This window comes from Spirosoma areae (assembly GCF_054781775.1).
In genome coordinates, this window is sequence record NZ_BAAGTT010000024.1 from 133,982 (window position 1) to 153,755 (window position 19,774).

Genomic DNA, 19,774 nt, shown 5'->3' on the forward strand with positions numbered 1-19,774 from the left:
TCCATAAAAAATGCCCTAACCATAGGGCCGCTATTTTTTATAGGGATGAGTTTTTGGCTGGCTGCTGTGTGACGTTGGCCGGTCGCTGGCTACGGGCGATTTAGGTTTCCGAAACCGTCGTACCATGGGCCGGATCGTGTCGCGTTCAACAAAGAGCACGACGAAGATAAACAACCCGAAAAGTGCCATGTGAATAGGGACGCCAATCCATAAATCAGCGATGGGGAACTGCCAGGATGCCCAGATCAAAAGCCCGGCTCCAACAAGATACCCCACGGCTGACAGCACGTTATAAGGAACCGGATAATACTTGTTGCCCAAGGCATAGCAAAGCACCAGCATGACAAAACTGGAAGCCAGAAATGCCACAGCACACCCCATATAGCCTATAATGGGAATCAGAACGATGTTGCCGACAATGGTAATGGCGGCTCCCACGACGGTGAAAAATGTTCCGAATTTGGTTTTGTCGGTCAGTTTAAACCAGAGACCGATGTTTTGGTAAACGCCCAAAAATAAGTTGCCAAGCAACAGAAGCGGCACAATAACTAAACCCTGCCGGTAAGCTGGCGCCAGCATAACCACCCCAATAATATCGGCGTTCAGGCTCACACCGACCCAAATCAGGACGCAAACAATCGTAAACCACTTGTTGACGAGTGCCAGCAAATCGGGCGAATTTTTGTCTTCGGCGCGGGAAAAGAAAAACGGGTCGGCGGCAAACCGAAACGACTGAGTGGCCAGGGCCATAAACACCGATAATTTAAAGCAGTTGCCATAAATACCCAGCGCATCCTCGTTTGTCAGCGGGAGACCATTAAGCCCTGTATAAAATCCTTCGGGCAGATAACGACGCAGAAAAACCCTATCCGTTACGATGTTAACCACATTGGCTAATCCCGTCAGCATAATCGGGTAAGCATATACGTAGAGCAGTTGCACATCGGGCCAGATGAGCCGAAACCGGAATCCCCGAAACGCATCCCGCAGCAGTAAAAAGTAAAAGGCATTGCCCAGTAAATTGGCTAAGAAAATATAGCCAGGACCAATCGTCGGGCCATACACAAGCCGGATAAGTGGCTGTAGGCCAGTAAGGTAATTGCCCCGGTCAATGTCGGGGCAGATGACTAAAAAGAACACATTAAAGAGTACGACCAGCCCAACGTTGAGCATTTTGATTTGTACAAACTGCCGCGCCTTGTTTTCAACCCGCAGCCGGGCAAATGGAATGGCCACGATAGCATCGATAGCGACAATCAATGCCGACCACCGGATGAACGTCGTTTGACCCGGATAATTAAGCCAGACGGCGATATTGGGTGCTAAGTAGAGCAGCAGGGCCGTGCCGATACCCGTAATAACCAGGATCAGGCTTAGCGTGTCGCTTAAGGTTTTGGTCAGAATTTCGGGCTTGCGGGCTGAAAACCGAAAGAAAGCAGTTTCTAAACCAAAGGTATAAATGACCAAAAGCAGGCCGATGTAACTGTAAAACTCAACGTTTGAGGAGAGTTCTCTGGGCTTCGCAAACGCATAGGTCTGAATGGGTACCAGCACATAATTGAGCAACCGACCCAGAATTGTACTAACACCATAGAGGGCTGTGTCGCCAGCTAATTTTTTGAACGTACTCATTTGAGCGAAAGAAGCCCCAACACGGTTGACTTACCAGGTTGGGCAGACAAAGTTAAGACCTTTGGTTATCTTTGCCCTTTGTCTATTAGAAACCTTCTGCGGATGGTTTCACGTAACTTGTTCAATCCATTTCAGAAGCAGCCAGGGAAACTGGCTCGCCACCCATTATGTCGCTGAACATTTCCTCTGCCTTAATCTCTGTTTTCTACAAAGACGGCCTCGAACCTTTAGTTCGGCTGTTGCACCAGCAACACGTCAACCTGTACTCGACCGGTGGTACACAGGCGTTCATTGAACAGTTAGGCATTCCGGTTACCGCCGTTGAAGACCTCACGGGTTATCCGTCCATTTTCGGAGGGCGGGTCAAAACGCTCCACCCCGCCGTTATGGGGGGCATTCTTTACCGTCGGGAATTGCCCGAAGACCTCGCCCAGGCGGAACGGCATCGGATTCCGCCCATCGATCTGGTTGTGGTAGACCTTTATCCATTTGAGGAGACAGTTGCATCGGGCGCGTCGGATGAGGACGTTATTGAGAAAATTGATATTGGCGGTATTTCGCTCATTCGGGCGGCTGCCAAAAATTATAATGATGTGTTGATTGTTTCTTCGCGGAGCCAATATGCCGACGTAGTGGAGTTGCTGACCCGGAAAAATGGCAGAACCGATTTGAGCGACCGCCGACAGTATGCGGGTGAAGCGTTCGCCATTACGTCGCACTACGACATGGCGATTCAGTCTTATTTTAGGAATAGGAATGACCCAAAACCGGAATCTACCGGGGTTATTTATGACTTTAAAACCCTCACCGGCAATCATCTGCGGTATGGCGAAAATCCGCATCAGCAGGCCACGTTCTACGGCGATCTGGACGCCATGTTCGACAAACTGCATGGCAAGGAATTGTCGTATAACAACTTAGTTGACGTGGATGCCTGTGTAAATCTGATTGATGAATTCCCACTGGCTGATGGCTCTGCGTTTGCCATTATCAAGCATACCAATGCCTGCGGAATTGCCATGTCGTCAACGCCCAAAGAAGCCTATCTGGATGCTCTTGCCTGCGATCCGGTTTCGGCATTTGGGGGCGTTGTAATTACGAACGCGCCGGTTGATTTGGCAACCGCCGAAGAACTGAACAAACTGTTCATGGAAATCCTGATTGCGCCCGATTACGCGCCCGAAGCCCTGGCATTACTGAAGTCGAAAAAGAACCGGATTTTATTAAAACGTAATCGGGTTGCCCTGCCAACAGTGATGTTCAAAACCATTCTGAACGGCGTATTGGAGCAGGACAAAGATAACCAGACCGAAACGGCTGCTGAGTTCAAAACCGTGACGCAAAAAACACCGACCGACAGCGAATTGCGGGCACTGGAGTTTGCGCTGAAGGTTTGCAAGCACACCAAATCGAATACCATTGTATTGACCAACGAACATCAGCTATTGGCCAGTGGGGTAGGGCAAACTTCGCGCGTGGATGCGTTGCGGCAGGCTATCGAAAAAGCGCATGCTTTCGGGTTTGATCTGAACGGAGCGGTCATGGCATCGGACGCGTTTTTCCCATTCTCCGACTGTGTTGAAATTGCGGGGAAAGCCGGTATTACGGCGGTGGTGCAGCCGGGAGGCTCCATCCGTGATCAGGATTCCATCGACTACTGCAATCAGCACGGCCTGGCCATGGTTATAACGGGCGTGCGCCACTTTAAACACTAATTATTTTGTCATGCTGACGAAGCCGGGCCGCCGGAGCGGAAGCATCTTAACATTTCTTTGCTAATTGTTGGGAAACGTATAAGATGCTTCCGCTCCGTCGGCCCGGCTTCGTCAGCATGACAAAAGCTACATGTATGAGGCTGCTTTACACAATCTGGTGTTGCGTTTATTTCGTGGCGTTATACCTCGTCCTGTTTCCTATCCAGTTTGTGTTTTTGCAACGCGAAGCCTGGAAACCCATCGCGCACAAAATCAATTACCTGTGGGGATCGCTGTTTTTCATCGGGGCCGGTATTCCCGTTCGGGTGGCGCAACGGTTCCGGCCTGATCCGAACCAGACCTATGTGTTTTGCGCGAACCATTTTTCGTACTTAGACATTGCCGCCATGGGCGTGATTGTGACAAATTACTACGCCTTCGTTGGTAAAAGTGACGTGAAGAATATTCCATTGCTGGGCTACATGTTTGCGAAACTGCACGTTCAGGTGGACCGTAACCAGCCCAATAGCCGGGCGTATTCGTTAGCCAAATCCATTCGGACACTGGCGTCGGGGCGAAGTATCATGATCTTCCCGGAAGGTGGCATTCGGGCTACGGAGCCACCCCAGATGGTGCCCTTTAAAGATGGCGCTTTCACGATGGCCATTCAGCAGCAGGTGCCTATTGTGCCGGTTACGCTCCTGAATACGTACCAGATTTTGCCTGATAAAAGCCCAATACGGTTCCATTGGCATCCGTTGCGGGCAATCATCCATCCGCCTATTGAAACCAAAGGCATGACCCAGGATGATGTCGAACGATTAAAACAGGAAACGTACCGAGTTATAAATTCAGAGTTGATGAGCGAAAAGAAGGTCGTTGTATAAAACCAACTATTCACTCATTCGCTCTTTCGCGTTGAATTATGAAAGTAGATCAGGAAACGCTGCATAAAATTGCTCATTTGGCCCGACTCGACGTCCGGCCCGAAGAAGAAGCCGACTTGCTCAATAGCCTGAATGGTGTGTTGACCTGGATGGAGCAACTCAATGAAGTTGATACGACCGGCGTTGAACCATTAACCCATATCTCCGCCGAAACCAATGTCCTTCGCGATGATGTGGCTGGCAATCACCTCCCGCGCGAACAGGCGCTCGCCAATGCGCCCCAGCACGACGAGCAGTTTTTTGAAGTTCCTAAAGTGCTGGAATAGAGCGGGTCGGGCGAGAAATAGACTACTTGCTCACTGGCACTTTACCCGTTCGGTGCAGGGCTACTCGGCAGGGCCAGTTAGTTTCAGGCCAACAATACCGATGGCGATAAGCAGAATAAAAAACAGCTCCGCCCATGACCAGCTAATCTTCAGCCACAAAACATCGGCCGCTTTAAGGAATACCAGCGACAGGGCCGTCCAGACAGCAAAAGCGGTTGTGGTTGGAATGACACGCATGGCAATGGCCAACAGTACCGTATTGACAACTCCGAAAACGACATAGGCTACCCAGGGAAGAAGGGCGGGCAACCCTCCGTCGAGTCGGTAAAATGTTGCCCAGCGAAGCGTTTTTAACGCATCCCAACTCAGGTATTTGAGTGAGTATGTCCAGGCCATCATACAAACTGCCGCACCAATCAGGTACAGCCAGGAGAGCGTTGTTTGAGAAAGCATGGCCTTTACGCCAAAATGGGCTTCACAATCTTACCCGCCACATCGGTCAGCCGGAACGGGCGACCCTGAAACTGGTAGGTTAGTTTCAGGTGGTCGAAGCCCAGCAGATGCAGAATGGTGGCCTGCAAGTCGTGAACATGAACTTTATCCTTCACGCCATAATAGCCAATGTCGTCGGTTTCGCCATACGAAAAGCCGCGCTTAACCCCACCACCGGCCATCCAGACCGTGAATGCTTCGAGGTGGTGGTCGCGCCCCATGAACGGCAACACCTGGCCATCGCGGTTCTCCTGCATGGGTGTCCGGCCAAATTCGCCACCCCAAACCACCAGCGTATCGTCTAACAAGCCCCGTTGTTTGAGGTCTTTCAGCAACGCCGTAACGGCCTGATCAGATTCCTTACACTTATTCTTGAGACCAATCTCAATGGCCCCATCGGCACTGGTGCCGTGGGTATCCCAGCCCCAGTCGAATAACTGAATGAAGCGAACCCCGCGTTCGGCCAACCGGCGGGCCAGCAGGCAGTTGCGGGCAAAGGACCCTTTGTTGGGGTCAACGCCGTAGCTGTCTAAAATATACTGCGGTTCGCTCTTGATGTCCATCGCGTCGGGAACGGACATCTGCATCCGAAAGGCCAGTTCATACTGGGCGATACGGGTCAGAATTTCTGGGTCTTTTACGTCGTCGTACTGTTGCTGATTGATCTGGCTGATGGCCTCTATCGTCTGTTTTCGAACGTCGCGGCTAATACCCGACGGGTCTGATGCATAGAGAACCGGGTCGCCATCCGTGCGGCACTGAACGCCCTGATAAACCGTTGGCAGAAAGCCGCTTCCCCACACTGACTTCCCCGCATCGGGCGATTTCCCGCCCGACGCCAATACGATGAAACCCGGCAGATTGTCGTTTTCGGTACCGAGTCCATACGTCACCCACGACCCAATGCTGGGTCGGCCTAAGCGGGCGCTTCCCGTGTGCATGAGCAACTGCGCGGGCGCGTGGTTGAACTGGTCGGTGTGCATCGCTTTCAGGAACGAAATGTCATCCGCTACCCCCTGTAAGTGAGGCAGGTAGTCCGATATCCACGCGCCCGACTTTCCATGCTGGGCGAACTTGCCCTGTGGCCCCAGCATTTTGGGAACCCCCCGGATAAAGGCGAATTTCTTTCCTTCCAGCAGGGCTTGCGGGCAGTCTTTGCCGTTGTATTTCGCCAGTTCGGGTTTATAGTCGAACAACTCCAACTGACTCGGCGAACCGGCCATGTGGATGTAAATAATTCGCTTGGCTTTCGGCAGATACTGCGACGGGTGCGGGGCGGTGGCCGGGCCGTCGCTATGGGCCCCTGATTGGAAAGACGCAGCGCCAACCTCGTTGCTTTGCGAGTTTTCTTTATCGAAAAAGCCGCAGCTTCCTAAAACCGAGCTGAGTGCCATAGCCCCCAGACCGGATGAGCAGGTATGCAGAAAATGCCGCCGGGTTTCACGTTCGGCGGCTGCCTGTTGGAGTTCTTGCCGGAGTTTGTTCATGTCGTTTACTCTTTCGTGATCACTTCATCCAGATTCAACATCGTATTCGCCGTTACCGTTAGTGCCGCCAACTGGGGCGAAATAGTGGCACAGTCGATGCCGGGCCTATCCAGTAAATTCTCTGCTTCGCCGGGCTTCCGCCGATAATAGGTTTCGGTTGTTTGGTAGAGACGAACCAGTACCGCCAGCTTTTTCGGGGGCAGGTCGCGCAGCATGATTTGCCGGAAACCAGCCTGAATCTGACGTTCGGGCGATTGGCCGTGTCCGCGCATGTAGTCGGCTAACTGCTGAGCGGCTTCTACGTATACCGGATCGTTGAGAGTCACCAAAGCCTGCAAGGGCGTGTTGGTGCGGAGTCGGCGCAGTTGACAGAACTCCCGGCTGGGGCTGTCAAATGTCACCATCGACGGGTAGGGCGCCGTTCGTTTCCAGTAGGTGTATAAAGCGCGTCGATGAAGGTCTTCGCCAGTGCTTTGTTTCCAGGTGTCGCCATCGTAGGGCGACTGCCAGATACCGCTGGGCTGGATGGGCATCACACTGGGGCCGTACATCTTCTGACTCAACAAGCCACTCACTGCCAGTGCCTGGTCGTGTACAGCCTCGGCCGATAAGCGAACGCGTGGCCCGCGAGCCAGCCATTTGTTAAACGGGTCTTTGGCTACTAACTCCGGTGAGACACTGGACTGCTGACGATACGTTGCCGACATAACCATCCGTTTCAGGAGTTTCTTGATGCTCCACTGGTCGGTTTCCATGAACTCAACGGCCAGATAGTCGAGCAGTTCGCGATGAGTGGGCTGAATGCCCTGCGTGCCCATGTCCTCGACGGTCTCAACAATACCCGTACCGAACAACTGCTCCCAGAAGCGATTGACTGCCACGCGCGCCGTCAGCGGGTGTTCCCGACTGACCATCCACTGCGCCAGACCGAGCCGGTTTTTGGGTAGTTTGGGGTCCATTTCGGGGAACGATTTTGGTACATCGGGTAACACACGCTTCCCTTTCACCAGCCAGTTCCCCCGCTCAAACACATGCGTTTTCCGGGCCAGGTCGCCTGACCCATCGACCATAATGGGCGTTTGCTCGGCCTCGGCGTTCAGCACATCGAGCAGGAGTTTATCCTGCTCCCCAAGGGCGTTCACGGGTTGGCCCGGCAGCGTGGGCTGAAACGACACCCATTTAATGAGCACCCAGTCTTTTGGCGTTTTCGGGCTGTTCAGGGACAGGTATAGATTATGTTTACCCTGCACCTGGGGCAAGGGAAACATTTGAATGGAATCGTTCCACTGATTTCCGGTTTTGGGAACGGGCAGCGTGGCCAATACCGGCCCGTCGGGCTTATCCTGACGGACTGTAACGGTTGCGTTGTCGGCTTTTGTTCCCCAGGAAACCAACAGCCGGGGGCGGCCCGTCATGGTCACGTTTTTGATGAGGGCCAGCCCCTTATCCTGAAAGCCGAAATATTTGGCGTCTAATAGGGACGCATTGGCAAGCTGGTCGAAATCGTGCGAGTTAATTTTTGGCTCAATGGTCCTGGCAAATTTTGTAACGTAGTCAGCTTCTCTACGAGCCTGCTGTCGATTTGGAATACGGGCAGCAATAAACTGCCGGAGGGTCAGCATTTTCAGCGAATCGGCGGGTTTAAAAAAGCGAAGGGTGGGCGTATCGCTGGTTACATCTTCATCACGGGCATTGTTGAAAAATGCGACGTATTTGTAATACTCTTCGTTGACGAACGGGTCATAGGGATGGCTATGGCATTGCACACAGGAGAACGTTGTTCCCTGCCAGACATCCCAGGTCGTATTAACCCGGTCGAGCACGGCAGCTATCCGAAACTCTTCGTCCTGGGTGCCGCCCTCGTCATTATTCATCGTGTTGCGGTGAAAACCAGTGGCTACGAGCTGGTCATCAGTAGGCGACCCGCCGTTGCGGTCAGGAAGCAAATCGCCGGCTAACTGCTCGATGGTGAACTGATTGAAGGGTTTATCCGCGTTGAAGGCTTTGATTAGCCAATCGCGGTAACGCCAGATTTTACGGCCGGGGTCGCGCTCGTAGCCTTTCGTGTCGGCATACCGGGCGAGATCGAGCCACATTCCCGTCCATCGTTCGCCATAAGCAGGCGATTTCAGCAGCCGGTCTACTACTTTTTCATAAGCCTCCGCCAATGTATCGTTCACAAATTCAGTCACTTCGATTTCCGTCGGTGGCAGTCCCGTCAGATCGAGCGATACCCGGCGAATGAGGGTAATGCGGTCGGCTTCAGGCGAAGGCTTCAGGTTCTCGGCCTTCAGCCTGTCAAGAATAAACGGGTCGATCTCATTTTTGGCCCACTTGGTCCCCTCATCTTCAGTCAGACCCAGACGGCTCCAGAAGGATCCTATCTGCGGAACTTCGGGCTTCCGGACCGTCTGATAAGCCCAGTGATCGCCCCATTCGGCCCCCTGGTCAATCCAGTTACGAAGCAGTTCGATCTCGTCCGGTTTGAGGGGCGGGTGGTCGAGGGGCATTCGTTCGTCGGTGTCGGTTAGCGTCAGTCGGCGAATCAGTTCGCTGCCATCGGCGTCGCCCGGAATGATTGCCAGTTTTCCTGATTTAGCCGGAGCAAGGGCCTCATGCCTGAACAGCAGCGAAAAATTCGCTGCTTTTTTGACCCCGCCATGGCAGACAATGCAATTCTTGTTGAGCAACGGTTTGATCTGGGTATTATAGTCTACCCGGCTCCCGAAAATACCGGGAAATGATGAAAGCAGTAACGTTAGAGCGACAACGCCGGTACTGATAAGAATCCACTGAGTTTTCATGAAACAACCACTAATAAACAGTATATCAATCAATAAAAGCAACGAGTCAGATTATTGTACTATAAAAATTACGGATATATGTATTTTCAACAGAACGGAAGCCTAAACCGTTCAGGATGAGTAGGTACTCTAAGCTATCGGCCCGGAAACGCAGACCCCTGCAGTCGTCTGCGTTTCCGGCCAGCCTTATCGGACTCTTACGTCAACCCGGCCGGTATCGTCTTCGCCGTTACTAACGCCGTTGCCGGGCGTAGAGTCGGGGTCGGGGCTACTGGCGGCTGTTACCTGAGCCATGCAAATTCCCCGGCCCGTTGCCGTTGCGGTAGTCCGAAAGCGCAAGTCAATGCTGCTGCCAGCCGCCAGGTTGCTGATACCACTCACCAGATTTCCCCCCGACAGGCCAAAATCATCGCCCGGAACGAAACTCTGACCGGCGGGCAGGTAAGCGGTGATGCTTAGGCCCGTTGCTGATTGGCCACCTGCATTGCTGATCGTCACTGTATAGATTAACATGTCGTTTAGGCGGGGGGCCAGGTTGTTAACTACCAGGCACAGACTCACGTCGGCTTTATTGGGGTCGGGCGAAGGCTGGTTGCTGCTGACGGGCGGCAACGGCACCTGATTGGGGTTTGGTGAACTAAAAACGGCTGAACTGCTCTGGCGGGTCCGAAAATCAACCTGGGCTGTATCATCCTGCCCATCGCCCGTACCCGAATTGGGTTGACTATCGGGGTCAATGGTTGTTGCCGAGGCAATTTCAGCAGCGTTTTGGAACGTGCCAGCGGCTGTTGGCTGAGCCACAAAACTCAACAGTTGGGTGGCTCCCGGCTCGATATCAGTGGCTGTACTGGTCAGCACATTTCCACTGATAGAGAAATTAGCCGACGAAACGAAAGCAAGATTACCGGGCAGTCGATTTCGGACAATTATGCCTTTTGCCTGAAGGGGTCCCTCGTTATGAACCAGCAGACGAATGCTGATGGGCGTATTTACGTCGGGCACTCTTTGGTTAATCGTTATGGCCAGATTCACATCGGCCTGAGTCGTAATCTGGAAAAGGTTTGAAGGCACGGCGGGTATGGCAGGCGACGTGGCCACCACCCGAATTTGAAAACGGCCACTTTGCAGCGAGCCGGGAAGCGTTACGGTTATAGGACTGGCCGAGCCGCTGCCCAGAACGCTCTTATACTGCCCCAGGGAATCGAGCAACTGCACCTGCCATTGGTTGCCCGCATTGAAGGTGCCGAGGGTAGCAAACGATACGCTTAGGGTAGCGCCGGGCGATACATAATTGGCCAGATTGCCCGTTACGGCAAATTGCGTGGGGGTTATAGGCTGAGCATTCTGAAAAAAAGTGTCAGTCAGGCTGTTGTTCCAGTTGCGGGCAAAACGCGACAGGCCCATATCCTGCGGAATAGCGCCTGGGTTCTGGTAGTATTGGGGGTGGGGCAATGGGCGCAAGACATTGCGGAAGTGGACATCGGTCGTTCCGGCATTCCGGTTGATAATCGTGTCGTTCAGCGGCCCCTGGAAAACGTTTAAGCCCGCTGTATTGATCACCTGTTGTTGAGCAGTAATGACATCAGGACGTGTTGTTGTACCATCAAACGAGGCCCGCGCGACCATCCAGGCCAGGTTGCGCCCGCCGAAATCCTGCCGCGACTTCTGGATAAGGTTCGTCAGATTGCTCGCATAAGCGGGAATACTGCCGGATGACGCATCGCCAAATTCTGCTTCACCCTGATGCCATAGCACCGCCCGAACTCCGGCAACGGACAGGTAATACTGCATCACGTTTTTGAGATTGGTGTAGGGTTGCAGATTAGGCCAGTTTTCTACGCAGTAGTAGCGGTTGCAGGCTGGAATGCCATTCGCCGAATTAATCCAGTTCTCCACGGTTGCGCCGTCCCAGCCGGTTACATAGAAAGCTACGGGCACGTTGTAGCGGTTAACCACATAGTCACCCAGTTCACCCCAACCCCACGAACTCTCGGCCATGGGGAAGATGCGCCGGGTAGCGGTCAAGGCGTTGAAAACGGGCACCGGTGACGGGTCGCCCGAAGACACAAGTGCCTGAGCACCGGGTGGATACGAATGGTTAATAGAGTCAATCGCGTTGACGCGGTCGGTGTTAGTACCCAGGTCGTTATCGCCAATGCCCAAACCGCGTGCATTCGACTGACCTGCCGTGACGAAGACCTCACCAATGCCAACCGGCTGCAGGGTAGCCTGCGCGGTGACGGTGGCGCCTACCATTGTTCGCACCGTGAGGACATACCAGCCGCCCGCGCCGGTCACATACCCCAGAAAAAGATCATTCGTCGGATTGGTTTGTACCGTTTGCCAGCCCGTTGCTACACCCTGCCCCACCGACACGGGCGTTAGTTGGGCCTCCACCCGATCAGCCGCGCCCGTGAACCGCCCTGACACATAAAGTTGTCCATTGCCATCGGCTCCGCGCTGTACCACAAACCGGGCCATCGGGTGCGAAATCTGGAGTTGTGCCTGAGCAAACAAAGGCCAGATGACGAATAAAAAAAGCCATTTTGTCGATGTGGACATGGGAACACCACTTTGGTGGACTTTGCTCTAATCGGTAAATAACGCCACCAACGTAGTGCAAACAAGCTGGCTGTCCGGATAATATCAGCGATGTGTAAGCTTACCGTAAAGATAAGCAGAAGTTAGTTTGAGTGGCTAATTTTAGTTATGGTTGTCTTTATCACCTTACGGCAAAATCCATATAATATGTTTCGTCGTCCACCTTATAAAATGATACATCTGTCCGACCGTATTTTAGCAAATCTTCAACATAAACCTTTGCGCCGTTTGGCAGCCCTAACCGATTACGAAAATACTCCCCCAGTAAGGAGTTGTTTAATGTTGAATGCAATGCTTTCCCACTATCCTGCGCTCGTACCAGCACTAATTGTTTGTCGTCATCTGTTTGGATAGTGAAAGGAAGGTAGCGTTCGGGGAAGAAACCCGAACGGCCAATGTCAGCAGGAACGGATATATAAGCCTGATTCGGTTCTCTGCCCGGACGTTGTCCCCAATTTAAACCAGACCGATCCGGCACGACACCATACCGGTCGATTAATGGAAGATTTACGTTTTCTGCATCAATAATCGCTGGTAATGCGGCTACTCCAGACTCTGATTCAACAACATCCTGCTCAGTCTGAATAACAACCCGTTCAATGTCCTTGCGCTTATATATTTCGAGTAGCTGTGGTACATGTTCGTCGGCGCAGTTGATGGTTTCGCCAAGCAATTGCTGATAATAATTGTAGCATTCTGTCGGGTCAACTGGCGAAAGCACTTCCCGCATAGATGTACTAAACGCATTAAGCGTATAGTTCGCCGACCCTATAAAGCCTGCATCTGGATCACTCCCCTGATACCACGCATAAACTTTCGAGTGGACTGGTGGGCGATTTTGAATGTAATCACATTTGAAATCGACATCATAAACCGGTGACTGTAACTTCTTGAACTGATTGTGGTTGTTGACTTCAATTCCATCCTGCGGACACATGCCGTATAACCATTGCCGCCTTAGCATGGCCCGCCACCACATACAAAGTAGTATAGCCTCCTGCTCAACTAACCTTATAATTAAATACCAATAATGAATGCAACAGCGTATATTTAGTAGATTAAAGTAGAGCAAAATGAAACATGACAATTACGAAATATTGAATTTGATTGGTTATGGCTTAGCCAAGTTTGATACAGCTTTTGTATATAGTTTTGGATATAAATCTAAGGCCGAATTCTTCAACCAATTGGTAAAAGATGGCTTGGCAGAAACAACTGGAGTTATTAAAAATAGGCAAGATTTATTCGACCCCTTTTTCGAAAATGGGAGAAAGGGATGGTGGCAGAAAGGAGATGCGTATATTCACCGTAAACAACTCATAGATAGTTTATTTGGTGACTTAGGCGTTAGGGATTATACTGATATTATTAAATTATATCTGCATACTATGAAACCGGAAGAACCGCTTCAGGAAAATCTTCAACCAATTATTAAGTCTAAATTTAGAAGATTACAAGAAACGGGATTGGAAGCAGAGTTATATTTTATAAGTAATTACTCATCTACTAATCTTCTCAATGGTGGTCTAATATCAGATGCAAGGCTCTTTGGTGATGGTTATGATTTTCAAATTCAAGTAGATTCATACTTTTATTTAGTGGAGGTAAAAGGAGTAAAGTCAAAAACGGGTGGTTTACGACTCACATCCAATGAGTTTAAAAAAGCTGAAACTTACCAAGAGAAATTCGTCTTGGCTGTAGTAAGTAACTTGGTTGATTTGCCTAAGTTAACGCTCATTCAAAATCCACTCAACGTCTTTAACTTTGAGCGCCGAGAACAGATAGTTTCCCAAACGTTTCACTATACACAATTAATAAAATGGTAGATAAACAGCCACGCAATATCTTCGAAGAATTTAAGCGTTCACTACGTAACTCAGTACCATTTACTGGGAGTGATGAATCATGGCAAAGTTACCATGGCGATAAATGGCAAGAGGCAAAAGAACAATACCTTAAAGAGCTTAGGGACAGGACCGATAAATTGCGAAGGAAGTATTTGTAGGAATTCTATATCACTTATAAAACCAAAGTCCATTTGCATGGAGAAATCGCCTTACAATCATCTCAGGTTTTGTGTCCTTCGAGCGAATGCGGCTCATATTGTATCTGCGAACTTCCTTTGTCAGATTGTCAGCCATAGCAAACTGAATACATGAATCTTATTTACTTTGTTTAACAAAAAGGCGGATATTACTATCCGCCTTTCCCATGTACGTTGCATAAACATTATACCTTTCCTTTCAGATACTCTGCCGTATAATTCCCATCGGTTAGTTTCACCATGTCTTCGGGGGTGCCGGTGAAGGTCACGTAGCCGCCGGTTTCGCCACCTTCGGGGCCGAGGTCGATGATGTGGTCGGCATTCTTGATAACTTCCATGTTGTGCTCGATAATAATGACCGAATCGCCCTGATCGACCAGCGCGTTGATGGCCGAGAGCAGTTTACGGATGTCGTGGAAGTGCAGGCCCGTTGTGGGTTCATCGAAGATAAACAGTGTGCTGCCTTTGTTAGTGTTACCCTTACCCAGAAACGAAGCCAGCTTTACCCGTTGGGCCTCTCCCCCCGATAGCGTATTGGCCGACTGCCCCAGCCCAATATAGCCTAAGCCCACATCCTGCAGAGGCTGGAGTTTATCCGCCATTTTGGGGTCGGCTTTGCGGAAAAAGCCGATGGCTTCATCGACGGTCATGTCTAAGATTTCCGAGATGTTTTTGTCGTTCATGGTCACTTCCAGCACTTCCTGCTTGAAGCGTTTACCCCCACACCCTTCGCATTTGAGGTAAATATCGGCCATGAACTGCATCTCTATTTTCACCTCGCCCTCACCCTGGCATACCTCGCAACGCCCCCCGTCGACGTTGAACGAGAAATGACTCGGTTTGTAGCCACGCGATTTGGCAACTGCCTGATCAGCCATTGCCTGCCGCAGATAATCGTAGGCTTTGATGTAGGTGACCGGGTTCGACCGGCTCGACTTGCCGATGGGATTCTGGTCAATCATCTCAATGGCTGAAATTCGGTCAATTGAGCCGCTAATGCTGGTGTACTTCCCGGCTTCTTCGGCGGCATCGCCTTTCTGGCGCATCAGCGCCGGGTACAGCACTTTCCGAATCAGCGTACTCTTGCCCGATCCCGACACGCCCGTTACGACGGTCAGCGTGTTGAGCGGAAACCGAACATCCACATCTTTCAGGTTATTCTCCCGCGCGCCGGTCAGCTCAATGAAATTAGTTGCTTTCCGCCGAAACGAAGGTACAGGAACGGTTTCCCGGCCCGTCAGGAAGTCGAGGGTGTGAGAAGGCAGGGCGCGGGGCGCGGGGAGCAGGGAGTTAATGTGCAGATTGGCAAATTCTTCGGCATTCGTGCTCCGCGCTCCCTGCCCCATGCCTTCTGCAATTTCCGCCCATGTTCCCTGAAACACCAGATGCCCACCCAGCGAACCGGCGTCGGGACCGATGTCGATGAGCTGATCGGCGGCCCGCATCACTTCTTCTTCGTGTTCAACCACAATAACGGTGTTGCCCATGTCGCGTAGAGATTCCAGCACGCTCACCAACCGTTTTGTGTCGCGCGGGTGCAGGCCAATGCTCGGCTCATCCAAAATATACATTGAGCCAACCAACGCCGAACCGAGGGATGTAGCCAGCTTAATCCGCTGATACTCACCACCTGATAACGAATTGGTCAGTCGATTGAGTGTCAGATAGCCTAAGCCGACCCGCTCCATATAATCTAAGCGATTCCGAATTTCAATCAGTATCCGGTTGGCCACCTGCTGTTGGGCGTCGGGTAGTTCAAGGTCATGGAAAAAAGCTGTCACCTTCGTAAGCGGCATCAATACCAAATCCGTGATCGACTTGCCGCCCACTTTCACATAGCCCGCATCTTTTCGAAGCCTCGACCCGCGACACTCCGGGCAGGTCGTTTTGCCCCGGTAGCGCGAAAGCATCACGCGGTATTGTACTTTAAACGTCTGGCTCTCAACATAATCGAAAAAGGCGTTCAGCCCATCGAAGTAGGTATTGCCCGTCCAGAGCAATTCCTGTTCAGCAGGCGTCAGGTCTTTGTGGGGCCGATGAATGGGGAAGTCGAACCGGATGCCATTTTTGAGCAGGGGTTTCAAAAACTCCTCACTCATTTTCTCGCTTCGCCAGGGGGCAATGGCTCCCTCAAATACGGACAGACTCTTGTCGGGGACAACCAAATCCGGGTCGATGCCCAGCACTTTGCCGAAGCCATCGCACCGACGGCAGGCACCGTAAGGATTATTGAACGTAAACAGATTCACACTCGGCTCCTCGAAAACAATACCATCCAACTCAAATTTATCGGAGAAAACGCGCGATTCCCGACCCACAATATCGACCCGGCAGGTGCCCTCTCCCTCGCTGAACGCGGTCTGAACGGAATCCGAAAGCCGGTACTGATTATCCTCATCCGGCTCACCGGTTTCACTGTAAAGGACTGTACCCCGGTCAACAAGGATTTCCAGCCCCCCACCGGCAGCAGCCGACCGCCCCAGAGGGGACTTTTGGTCTGGCGCCAGCAACGCCCCCTCTGGGGCGGTCGGCCGCTGCCGGTGGGGGGCCTCCAGCATATCTTCAATCTGCAGCACCTGCTCATCGGCCACAATGCGTGTATAGCCTTTCTGGAGCAGGATGTTCAGTTCGTAGGCTAAGGTTCGCCCTTCGCGGATGTGCAGCGGAGCCATAATCAGTACCCGCTGTGGAGCGCCACCCGGACCAGCCTCAAAGCCGTACATGTAGTTGACAACATCGGTAACGGTATCTTTACGGACTTCATGACCCGAAACCGGCGAGTAAGTAATGCCCACCCGTCCGAAAAGCAGTTTCAGGTAGTCGTATATTTCGGTGGAGGTGCCAACGGTTGAGCGGGGATTGCGGGTCGAAACTTTTTGTTCGATGGCAATTGCGGGCGAAACCCCCTTGATGTATTCGACTTCGGGTTTTTCCATCCGCCCCAGAAACTGCCGGGCGTAGCTGCTCAAGCTTTCGACGTACATGCGCTGTCCCTCCGCAAACAAGGTATCGAAAGCCAGTGATGATTTGCCCGAACCGGACAAACCCGTCAAAACCACCAGCTTGTTGCGGGGTATGGCAACGTCAATTCCTTTAAGATTATGTACTTTCGCCCCTTTGATGATGATGAACTGCCGGGGGTCGAGTTGGTCAACCGAACGAAGCGGTCCGGCGTTCCGGGGTTCGGTTTCTGGGGTGTGCGTCATTCTAAATCAATGAGGGTAAACTCTATCTAAATTTTAACGGTTTATTCACTAAGATGGTTTCTCCCGCCTGCTAATCTTAACTGGTGAATGCAACGGGATGAAGGCTGCCTTCGTAGTAGTTAATCAGGGAAATGGATTTTGCACAGGAAGATATTATTCGGCTGAGTATTGCGCTGGTAATTGGCGGGCTGATTGGCGCCGAACGCGAGTATCATGGCAAAGCGGCTGGGTTTCGCACCATGATTATGATTTGTGTCGGGTCAACGCTGTTTACGATGGTGTCGGCCCGGATCGGCAACTCCGACGACCGAATCGCGGCCAATATTGTGAACGGCATTGGTTTTCTGGGCGCGGGCATCATCTTTCGCGACGACAACCGGATTAAGGGCCTGACAACGGCTGCCACTGTTTGGGCTGTATCGGCCTTAGGTATGTGCGTTGGGTCGGGTCACTACGACATTGCCATTGTTGGGTTTGTCTTTATTCTGGGATCATTGCTGCTGTTGGTCGGCTTTGCGAATCGAATTCAGAAATTCAACCAAACCCGCAACTATAAAATCGTAACGGCTTTTCATAACAAGACCCTGAATCAGTATGAGAAATTCTTTGTAGAGTGCGGCCTGTCGCCAACGCGAAGCCAGCAACAGCGGATTGGTACGGAGATTATTGGTCACTGGCAGGTAGATGGGGCCGAAAAGAATCATGAAAAGTGCATCAAACGGTTGCTGAACGACCCAAACGTAAAAGAATTTACCTTTTGATTTCGTTATGTAGAATGAGTTTTTATTTTGTATCAATCAACATGAATCATATCCAGAAGTTACTGTTTCTCACGGCTTTATTGAGTAGTAGCCTTGCCTTCGGTCAACTTACCGAAGACCCCGACGAGCGCCGGGACCAGGGCCGCGATCCACTACGAACGCAAACGCCCGAAGGCCGCCCGTTGCCGTTTGGTCAGCGGCTGCGGTTTGGGGGTGGCATCAACGGGTTTCGCTTCGGCAATCCGTTTAGTTTAGGCGTTTCGCCGGTCATTGCTTATCAGGCTACCGAGCGCCTGATTGTGGGCCTTGGCGGAACCTACACCTACACCCGCTATAAAGGCTACACGAGTACGGGCACAACGGTGCCGCTGCAAACGTATAACCAATATGGTGGCCGGGCCTTTGTGATGTATGAGTTTATTCCGTCGATTTTGGCGAACCTGTATCTGCACGGTGAGATAGAAAACACCTCAATATCGGTCAAGTACGATCAAACAGGCCAGAAGGCGACCGATGGGCTAACGTCTCCGCTGGTTGGCATAACCTATTCGCAGCCCATTTCCCGCCGGTTTGGTGTTAACCTGACGGCGTTGTATAATCTGAATTACAGTGACAATAGCCTGGCGCGCACAATTTATGGCAGCCCCTTTGTGCTTCGCTTATCCTTCTTTTAATTTACCTGCGCTTGTCTAACAAAACAAGGCGTTTCCAGACTGGAAACGCCTTGTTTTGTTAGACAAGGGTTATCACTGAATTTTGTCCCAGATTAAATCAGCAATCTTCTGCATACCCGCGTCATTCGGGTGAGCTGCAACGCCCGGATTTGCATACTGACTGGCAAAATACGGCCCTTGCCCCACTAAGCAACTTAAATCAACGAGCGAATAGCCTCTTTCATTAATTACTTTACGGATAACCGCATCCGTCTTTGGTCGTTCCCAGACACTGGTTGTGCTGACGATTTTGACCCGTTGGCCAGCGTTGGCCAGCCGCTCTAAAAGTTGCCGAAACTGCATTTCAAACTGACGCCCCTGCACATCGCCATCCTCTACGTTTTCCCCAATCCGAATAAGTATCAAATCCGGCTTAAATTCCTGAAGGACCTGATTAAATTCATCAAGGCTGTAGTTGGGTTTGCCAAAATCACGTTCAAAACCTCCGCCCGACTGGAGCTTAACGGTCGTGGGCGGGTGAAGCAGTTGCAAACGGCTGGTTAGAAGATGAACGAAGTCTTTTTCGGGGGCTGACGCAGCCATGCCATTGAAGTTAAACCAACCCAGGTCGGGGGCTGGTCCATGGCTCATAATACTGTTGCCAATCACTAACATCCGCTGGTAATAAAGACTAAACGAAGCCGCGCGACTTCGGGAGGTTTTATCGCCAACGCGAAAGCGTGTTAATACCTTCCCGCCAGTTGTCAAGGTAACTTGTTGACCTGTCCGCCAACTTTGCCCATTGTCCAGCGAGTATTCATAGACTGCCTGAGCAGGTAACGTATCGGTTGTAAGCTGGATCGTTGTGCTGAAATAAAAATTCCCGCCATTCGGGTTAAACTGTGGGGGCGATGCGGCCAACGTGTCGACCCTGGGCGGATCAACGACCGGGCTGGCCGTTGATGACGAAACGGGCGTTGTTGTGGCGCTACCGGGCGTAGTGCTAACTGGCACTGAAGTTGTAGTGCTATTGGTAGGTGAGGTGGTGCAGGAGCAAACCGATGTCGACGTAGCTGGCTTCGATGACTTGTCGGGCGGACTTTTGGAGCCAATAAGTGCCGGATAGTCTTTAACGCAACTACTTAGGCCAAGTAGGATGACCAGAAAAGGAAGGATCACTGTATGGC

15 protein-coding genes are annotated in these 19,774 nt (G+C 51.6%); 6 read left to right on the forward strand and 9 right to left on the reverse strand.

Annotated features, from left to right (window positions below; translation table 11 throughout):
* Positions 1-30: 30 nt before the first annotated feature.
* Complete coding sequence (locus tag ACYVI1_RS10745) at positions 31-1,632, reverse strand: polysaccharide biosynthesis protein (protein WP_460909748.1); 1,602 nt, start codon at positions 1,630-1,632, stop codon at positions 31-33.
* A 167-nt stretch (positions 1,633-1,799) separates the two neighbouring features.
* Between ACYVI1_RS10745 and purH the strand changes: the two genes are divergently transcribed.
* The 3 genes from purH to gatC all read left to right on the forward strand — a co-directional run bounded on the left by purH (position 1,800) and on the right by gatC (position 4,539).
* Entirely contained in the window at positions 1,800-3,347 is a 1,548-nt protein-coding gene (gene purH, locus ACYVI1_RS10750) for a bifunctional phosphoribosylaminoimidazolecarboxamide formyltransferase/IMP cyclohydrolase (protein WP_460909751.1), read from the forward strand.
* A gap of 134 nt (positions 3,348-3,481) precedes the next feature.
* Positions 3,482-4,213, forward strand: a complete 732-nt coding sequence (locus tag ACYVI1_RS10755; RefSeq protein WP_460909754.1) for a lysophospholipid acyltransferase family protein — start codon at positions 3,482-3,484, stop codon at positions 4,211-4,213.
* Between the two features lie 38 nt (positions 4,214-4,251).
* A complete protein-coding gene (gene gatC / locus ACYVI1_RS10760) occupies positions 4,252-4,539 on the forward strand; it encodes an Asp-tRNA(Asn)/Glu-tRNA(Gln) amidotransferase subunit GatC (protein WP_460909757.1) in 288 nt (95 codons plus the stop codon).
* Between the two features lie 60 nt (positions 4,540-4,599).
* On the opposite strand, the gene ACYVI1_RS10765 is transcribed toward gatC, so the two are convergent.
* The 5 genes from ACYVI1_RS10765 to ACYVI1_RS10785 form a co-directional block, all read right to left on the reverse strand.
* Positions 4,600-4,992, reverse strand: coding sequence for a DMT family transporter (locus ACYVI1_RS10765; protein WP_460909759.1), 393 nt, complete (start codon positions 4,990-4,992; stop codon positions 4,600-4,602).
* A gap of 5 nt (positions 4,993-4,997) precedes the next feature.
* On the reverse strand, positions 4,998-6,518 hold the full coding sequence (locus ACYVI1_RS10770; RefSeq protein WP_460909761.1) for a DUF1501 domain-containing protein: 1,521 nt from the start codon (positions 6,516-6,518) through the stop codon (positions 4,998-5,000).
* Between the two features lie 5 nt (positions 6,519-6,523).
* Positions 6,524-9,322: a DUF1553 domain-containing protein gene (locus tag ACYVI1_RS10775; protein ID WP_460909763.1), complete on the reverse strand. Its 2,799-nt coding sequence runs from the start codon at positions 9,320-9,322 to the stop codon at positions 6,524-6,526.
* A gap of 186 nt (positions 9,323-9,508) precedes the next feature.
* Entirely contained in the window at positions 9,509-11,884 is a 2,376-nt protein-coding gene (locus ACYVI1_RS10780) for a sialate O-acetylesterase (protein WP_460909766.1), read from the reverse strand.
* A 160-nt stretch (positions 11,885-12,044) separates the two neighbouring features.
* On the reverse strand, positions 12,045-12,902 hold the full coding sequence (locus ACYVI1_RS10785) for a restriction endonuclease PLD domain-containing protein (protein WP_460909769.1): 858 nt from the start codon (positions 12,900-12,902) through the stop codon (positions 12,045-12,047).
* A gap of 94 nt (positions 12,903-12,996) precedes the next feature.
* On the opposite strand from ACYVI1_RS10785, the gene ACYVI1_RS10790 reads away from it, so the two are divergent.
* Positions 12,997-13,749 carry a protein NO VEIN domain-containing protein gene (locus ACYVI1_RS10790; protein WP_460909772.1) on the forward strand — a complete coding sequence of 251 codons (753 nt, stop codon included), beginning with the start codon at positions 12,997-12,999 and terminating at the stop codon, positions 13,747-13,749.
* 189 nt (positions 13,750-13,938) lie between these two features.
* Here the strand turns inward: ACYVI1_RS10790 and ACYVI1_RS10795 are convergent, their stop codons facing one another.
* Both ACYVI1_RS10795 and ACYVI1_RS10800 read right to left on the reverse strand, forming a co-directional pair.
* Positions 13,939-14,064 carry a hypothetical protein gene (locus ACYVI1_RS10795; RefSeq protein WP_460909775.1) on the reverse strand — a complete coding sequence of 42 codons (126 nt, stop codon included), beginning with the start codon at positions 14,062-14,064 and terminating at the stop codon, positions 13,939-13,941.
* A gap of 88 nt (positions 14,065-14,152) precedes the next feature.
* Positions 14,153-17,173: an excinuclease ABC subunit UvrA gene (locus ACYVI1_RS10800; RefSeq protein WP_460909778.1), complete on the reverse strand. Its 3,021-nt coding sequence runs from the start codon at positions 17,171-17,173 to the stop codon at positions 14,153-14,155.
* 131 nt (positions 17,174-17,304) lie between these two features.
* Between ACYVI1_RS10800 and ACYVI1_RS10805 the strand changes: the two genes are divergently transcribed.
* Both ACYVI1_RS10805 and ACYVI1_RS10810 read left to right on the forward strand, forming a co-directional pair.
* Positions 17,305-17,934: an MgtC/SapB family protein gene (locus ACYVI1_RS10805; protein ID WP_460909781.1), complete on the forward strand. Its 630-nt coding sequence runs from the start codon at positions 17,305-17,307 to the stop codon at positions 17,932-17,934.
* Between the two features lie 41 nt (positions 17,935-17,975).
* A complete protein-coding gene (locus ACYVI1_RS10810; RefSeq protein ID WP_460909784.1) occupies positions 17,976-18,608 on the forward strand; it encodes a hypothetical protein in 633 nt (210 codons plus the stop codon).
* A gap of 72 nt (positions 18,609-18,680) precedes the next feature.
* Here ACYVI1_RS10810 and ACYVI1_RS10815 read toward each other — a convergent pair whose 3' ends face one another.
* Entirely contained in the window at positions 18,681-19,766 is a 1,086-nt protein-coding gene (locus tag ACYVI1_RS10815) for an SGNH/GDSL hydrolase family protein (protein WP_460909787.1), read from the reverse strand.
* Positions 19,767-19,774 lie beyond the last annotated feature (8 nt).

Coding starts and splice junctions, on each gene's coding strand:
- ACYVI1_RS10745 (WP_460909748.1), bottom strand. CDS start 1,632: ATGAGTACGTTCAAAAAATTAGCTGGCGACACAGCCCTCTATGGTGTT.
- ACYVI1_RS10775 (WP_460909763.1), bottom strand. CDS start 9,322: ATGAAAACTCAGTGGATTCTTATCAGTACCGGCGTTGTCGCTCTAACG.
- ACYVI1_RS10795 (WP_460909775.1), bottom strand. CDS start 14,064: ATGGCTGACAATCTGACAAAGGAAGTTCGCAGATACAATATGAGCCGC.
- ACYVI1_RS10800 (WP_460909778.1), bottom strand. CDS start 17,173: ATGACGCACACCCCAGAAACCGAACCCCGGAACGCCGGACCGCTTCGT.
- ACYVI1_RS10770 (WP_460909761.1), bottom strand. CDS start 6,518: ATGAACAAACTCCGGCAAGAACTCCAACAGGCAGCCGCCGAACGTGAA.
- ACYVI1_RS10780 (WP_460909766.1), bottom strand. CDS start 11,884: ATGTCCACATCGACAAAATGGCTTTTTTTATTCGTCATCTGGCCTTTG.
- purH (WP_460909751.1), top strand. CDS start 1,800: ATGTCGCTGAACATTTCCTCTGCCTTAATCTCTGTTTTCTACAAAGAC.
- ACYVI1_RS10810 (WP_460909784.1), top strand. CDS start 17,976: ATGAATCATATCCAGAAGTTACTGTTTCTCACGGCTTTATTGAGTAGT.
- gatC (WP_460909757.1), top strand. CDS start 4,252: ATGAAAGTAGATCAGGAAACGCTGCATAAAATTGCTCATTTGGCCCGA.
- ACYVI1_RS10785 (WP_460909769.1), bottom strand. CDS start 12,902: ATGTGGTGGCGGGCCATGCTAAGGCGGCAATGGTTATACGGCATGTGT.
- ACYVI1_RS10790 (WP_460909772.1), top strand. CDS start 12,997: ATGAAACATGACAATTACGAAATATTGAATTTGATTGGTTATGGCTTA.
- ACYVI1_RS10805 (WP_460909781.1), top strand. CDS start 17,305: ATGGATTTTGCACAGGAAGATATTATTCGGCTGAGTATTGCGCTGGTA.
- ACYVI1_RS10755 (WP_460909754.1), top strand. CDS start 3,482: ATGAGGCTGCTTTACACAATCTGGTGTTGCGTTTATTTCGTGGCGTTA.
- ACYVI1_RS10765 (WP_460909759.1), bottom strand. CDS start 4,992: ATGCTTTCTCAAACAACGCTCTCCTGGCTGTACCTGATTGGTGCGGCA.